The sequence below is a fragment of the Clostridium sp. NkU-1 genome, assembly GCA_001312405.1.
Genome location: BBDR01000034.1, coordinates 1 through 5,276, shown reverse-complemented (window position 1 = coordinate 5,276; position 5,276 = coordinate 1). Strand labels below are relative to the sequence as shown.

The 5,276-nt window shown below is 43.0% G+C and carries 6 protein-coding genes and 1 pseudogene; 5 read left to right on the top strand and 2 right to left on the bottom strand.

Annotated features, from left to right (window positions below):
• Positions 1 to 371, bottom strand: a pseudogene (locus JCM10519_RS24380) (hypothetical protein); the annotation flags it as partial.
• Positions 372 to 1,609: 1,238 nt separating this feature from the next.
• Entirely contained in the window at positions 1,610 to 1,975 is a 366-nt protein-coding gene (locus JCM10519_RS24375; protein WP_054742554.1) for a hypothetical protein, read from the bottom strand.
• Between JCM10519_RS24375 and JCM10519_RS24370 the strand changes: the two genes are divergently transcribed.
• The 5 genes from JCM10519_RS24370 to JCM10519_RS24350 all read left to right on the top strand — a co-directional run.
• Positions 1,927 to 2,805, top strand: coding sequence for a pectate lyase-like adhesive domain-containing protein (locus tag JCM10519_RS24370; RefSeq protein ID WP_347845383.1), 879 nt, complete (start codon positions 1,927 to 1,929; stop codon positions 2,803 to 2,805). The two genes, JCM10519_RS24375 and JCM10519_RS24370, sit on opposite strands and share 49 nt — an antisense overlap.
• Entirely contained in the window at positions 2,771 to 3,754 is a 984-nt protein-coding gene (locus tag JCM10519_RS24365; protein ID WP_347845382.1) for a hypothetical protein, read from the top strand. The genes JCM10519_RS24370 and JCM10519_RS24365 overlap by 35 nt, the downstream gene beginning before the upstream one ends.
• Positions 3,751 to 3,996, top strand: a complete 246-nt coding sequence (locus tag JCM10519_RS24360) for a hypothetical protein (protein ID WP_054742547.1) — start codon at positions 3,751 to 3,753, stop codon at positions 3,994 to 3,996. Before JCM10519_RS24365 ends, JCM10519_RS24360 begins: the two co-directional genes overlap by 4 nt.
• Before the next feature lie 55 nt (positions 3,997 to 4,051).
• Positions 4,052 to 4,621, top strand: a complete 570-nt coding sequence (locus tag JCM10519_RS24355; protein ID WP_054742545.1) for a hypothetical protein — start codon at positions 4,052 to 4,054, stop codon at positions 4,619 to 4,621.
• A gap of 239 nt (positions 4,622 to 4,860) precedes the next feature.
• Positions 4,861 to 5,276: hypothetical protein (locus JCM10519_RS24350; RefSeq protein WP_347845381.1), on the top strand; the 416-nt coding region annotated here is incomplete at its 3' end.

The window sequence follows — 5,276 nt, the reverse complement described above, 5'->3', positions numbered from 1 at the left end:
CCCGGTAGGTCCAGCCGGTCCCTGTGCACCGGTAGCGCCAGTAGGCCCAGTAGGTCCAACAGGTCCTTGTGCACCATTAGCGCCTTGAGGTCCGGTCGGTCCAATAGGTCCCTGTGCGCCAGTCGGTCCAGTTGGCCCAATAGGTCCCCGGGGTCCTTGCATTCCCTGAGGTCCCTGAGGACCAACAGGCCCCTGAGGTCCTTGTGGTCCCTGAGGGCCGGTCGGTCCAAGGCAACCTCTAGGTCCTTGAGGTCCAGTCGGTCCAGGGCAACCTCTAGGTCCTTGAGGTCCAGTCGGTCCAGGGCAACCTCTAGGTCCTTGAGGTCCAGTTGGTCCAGAGCAACCTCTAGGTCCCTGGGTCCAGTCGGTCCCACGCAACATTTGCATCTCTGGGATCCTGCTGAACTGCTGCCACAGCATCCATTATAGCTGCGATTTTCATCCCAATTTTTACAATTATTCATTAAGATTCCCTCCTAATTTAAGGTGTGGTCGTATATTTTTTTGCTTATAGGCCTTTTGTACGAAGCTAAAATTATAAAATATAAAGGGTTCTTCACCTCTTTATATTTTATGATATGTACGAAATGACAAGCGTGTTAGAAAATGAATCAACTTAGCAATGCTTGAAAATTACGAGTAATGAAAAAATATTCTGCGATAATTGTAGAGAGAATTTCAGATTTATAGAGAATATGATGGACAGAAGATTTAAAGTTTGCCTCATATATATGGATACGAGGTGCGGCAGGGCATGGAAAAAACACTTATGGTTATAAGGTAGACAGTTCCTGAATGATTACAGATAATTTAACATATATAAACAGCAAGTTTTGTGAACTATGTATTTTCCTAAAGATACAGCTTTTTTTCTTTGAAACATCTTTTCGTGTTTTTGTTCTTTGCATAATAAGTCTTTTCTTACTTCTGTTCCCGAGTATGATTCCTTAAATATGTTACAGCTTAACCGCTGAATATAAAGTGTCAGAAATGTCTAAACGCAGCAGGCTTCCGGTAGAAGGAAATTGCCTTACTACTATTTGAATGTCTGTAATTTTGCAACGTATAAATTGTCAACACCTCATCCCACCGCAGTGTGGAGCAGCATTGATTTATACGTGTAAGATCCCATGTAATGTGTAGAAGGGAACTCAAAACCTTCTGATTTCTAAAAGTTAGAGTAGTTACAGATAAAATTACATAAAAAAATACACTGTAACCGAAATATACCTCAAAATGAGGGAGGAAGGCTTGAGTGTTTTTTTAATATACTAAAATTGAAAGATAGTAATTTTCATTACAGAAGCGAAAGAGATTATTACCCGCATGTATAGACGGAGGAGGGAGTTGCTGATCAAATTGCCTGACATATGAAAAACAAAATAAGCTTTATATTACAAGAAGTATCAATTGTAAAAGAGATAGTGTAAAGGTATTGAAACAATGATAAGAGTGCTTTTCAGATGAATAAAGGAGGATAGAGCCTGTGAAAGACAAAAGTACTTTCTGGTCCAGTGATTATGTTCGTGTTGTCGGAATGTATGCGTTGATGGCGGCTGAAGCTGATCCCCCGGTTTGCAGTCAATGTCCTGGCAAATCTATAGCAGTTTCATAGGAGAGGAGTTTTATGAATTGTGTTTGGGATACAAGAAAATTGAGAAGCGGGAGATGAGAAAATGAGACCAGGTAAAAGATTACGGTTTGATTTGAGAAAGACCATTAGATTTTTAATTTTGGCAATGTTACTGTCAATGGCTTTCAGCAGTTTGCAGGCAGGATTTGTGGAGGCGTTTTTTTGAGAGAGGATGTGAGGGGGCACTATGAATAAAAATAAATTCAAATCACTATTGACGGCTTGCTTGGCATTCATTTTAATGATGACGTGGCCGTCCGTTTTTGCTTTCGCGAATGTGGCGACAACGGTAAATAGCGAAGCAGAATTCAAAAAAAGCGCTGAAAGATGATAGTATTTCAAAGATTGTCCTCGGTAAAGATATTGAGATCAAGAGCAAGATTAGCGTCAGCCGTAAAAACGACTTAACGATCGATGGTGGCACGAAACATTTTAAGCTCATTGAGGCTTCATCGCTGGCATCCGGCTCCGCTGCTTCCTACATACTCACATTTAAGGGAAGCTTCAAAAATCTTACATTCAGCAACCTTGGAATGCTGGGAGGCAGCTACGGTGCATCGGTCTACGTTCCGGTTTCCGGTGCCCGGGTTACATTCGACCATGTTGACTACAGGGGACCGGCGCTTTACTACAGTGTCAGTGACAACAACACCGGGGTAATTAAGGACAGCACGATTATACTTGACACAAATGCGACTGGAGGCAATGGCGCCACGTATACTTCTGAGGTTATGCATGCTTTCAATGTCGAACTGGCTGGTAAGGTGAACATCACAAAGAACAAAACAGGTGGTAATGACCATGACGAAATATTCTATTTGGGGAAATCCAAAGGAGATTTGATTGTTGCTGAAAATGCGCAGGTCAATATTGAAAATCTTTCCACAGCGGGCAATTCCATCTATTGGAGTGGTCTTGCATTCCTTGATTCCAGCAGCAACCAGCATCATTTTATTATAAACAAGGGCGCCAGTTTTACCTATAAAGGATTTGGCGGCTGCGTAATTGAGGAATGGCCGTTGGCCGAATTCTCCATTGGAGAAGGTGCTGTCGTCAACATTTCTTTGAGCGTACCGAAGGGCAAGACCAAATTCTCTGATGATAATGGGTCCTATTTCAGGGCGAAAAAAGATAACAGTGGAGAAAAATGCGATTTGGAACTACACGCTTAACGGTGATGCAGCGTATAAAAACGAGTCAATGCTCGGAGCCGAAGAACTGACGGTGGAGGAGGGAGCTGCGCTGCGCGTAATAGCGCCCGGTAACAAGATCGCTGAAAAGCTTGTGGTGTTTTTCGGGAAGGACTCGTCTATGAAGCTGAATAATCCCGATGATGTGTTTTTTTACAACGGCGCGAAAACACCTCTAGCAAGCGCTCTGGCAAGCGCTGCTTCCGGAGATGCCTATGGCACGACGGCTGGCGGTCCTATCTGGCTGAGTTTTACGGGCAAGGGCATCAGCACATGGAACTCCATGTATGCACCTATTGTTCTAAAGGAAAACTGGACGCCAGACCCTGATAAGCCTGTCAGTACATGGGGGACGATAGAAGGAGAAAACTTCGCTTACAGAGCAAGTATCGGCGCAAACGGTGCTGTGTATGGAACTATTTTGGAAGGAGGACAGTACTTTCCGAATCAGGAATCGAATCCCGCATACGGGCTGACTTCGCTGAACAGTTCAAGTATAGTCCGTTTCAACGGGACTTTCTCATTGGGATTTTCAAGAAAACCTGTGATAAACGTAGTTTATGAAAAGGATAAGAGAGTAACCGGTACAGGAATTCCGGGTTCAGAGATTACATTAACTTTTCCGGACGATATAGTAGTCGAAGGAATCATTGTGAATGAAGAAGGAAAATGGCTGGTTGCTGTACCTGAAACAGTAAACTTAAGATATAACAGGAAATTGAATGCTACCCAGAAAGAGCCTGATAAAACTATCAGCAAAGAATATATGGAGACGGTAAGGAAGAGGGGACTTAAGACAAGTGTAATTAAAAGCTGGAGAAATAAAAATGGAAAGTCTTTTAACGTGCCCTATGATACTATTCAATTTACGGTTATAGTAAAAAAACGATACTCTGTCAATGGGTCCATGGAAGCAGGTGGTTGCAGTTGAACAGCTCCATGAAGATTTATTTTTTTGTCAAAGACAGCGTTCAGATTGATGGAGAAGCAGCAGAGGAGGGAATGGAAGTTAACCAATATCAATATGACCGGGAATCTCATACATTGACGGTAAATCTGGGAACGCTTGATCCTGGAAAGGGGAAAAATATTATCTTCTGTGCACAGATTGAGGACAGCGTGCCAGATGAAAGTGAGATTAACGGTATTGTGCAAGTGACTGGTAATCAATAGTGTGTTTTGCAGGTGGAAATATACGTTTGCTGCCGGTAACAATTAGGAGGTTAACATGAGGATAAGAAAAAAGAAAAAGATTTATGAACGCATTCTAAACGCAAGACATGCACGGTTAAAGATCCGGTGCATGGCCAGGCTTATTATGGCCTGCACATCTTTTTCCGTCATGATTCACGGTACACATATTTGCGTCAATGCTGCACCAGTTGAAGATGAGGTCGCTATTGATTCTGTCTATGAGAATGAAACTGATACTGTCGAAGAAGTGGGAGCTGATACCCATTCTGATTTAGAAGAAAATAAGGAATTGGGACAGGAATCAGGAACTGATGAGGAAACAGAATTAGAACAGGAATCAGGAACTGATAAGGAAACAGAATCAGATCAGGAATCAGGAACTGATGAGGAAACAGAGTCAGATCAGGAATCAGGAACTGATGAGGAAACAGAGTCAGATCAGGAATCAGGAACTGATGAGGAAACAGAGTTAGATCAGAAATCAGGAACTGATGGGGAAACAGAATCAGATCAGGAGATAGGAACCGATGAGGAAACAGAGACAGATCAGGAAACAGGGCTGATGAAGAAAATGAGAAAACAAGTGAGCCAGATGCACAGCTAGGAGGGAGTGGTACAGGAACTCCGAATTCACTCGGCGGATCCTTTTCTGGTGATGAATGGGAAGAGTATTATTTTACATTTATCCATGATGGGATAGCGGTTGCTGAAGTCACAATAGATGAGGATGGGCATATTCAAAGTGAAGAGTATGATACAGAGTATCTGCTCGAACATTTTGATTCATGGGAAATTGAAGTAAAAGCGTCCGGATATAATAATTGCTGGAGTGTTTCTCTTATTTTGATTAATAATGAAGATGGGAAGAGGTATGTCTATACTAATACTACACCTATAAAAGTAAATACAGAAGATATAACAGATGTTGTTGATGTCCCGGACACAGATGTTCCTTTGGGCGGTGGAGATGCGGATGCTGATTCTGATACGGACTCAGACGCCGATGCAGATTCTGATGGAGATACGGATACAGATGGAGATACTGATACAGATGTGGACTCTGATGCGGATGCGGATTCAGACGCGGATTCAGATGCTGATGCTGATGCCGACGCGGATGCGGATTCAGATGCCGATGCAGACGCGGATGCAGATTCAGATGCAGATTCAGATGCCGACTCTGACGCGGATGCGGATTCAGATGCTGATGCAGACGCTGATGCGGATGCAGATTCAGACTCTGACGCAGATGCAGATGC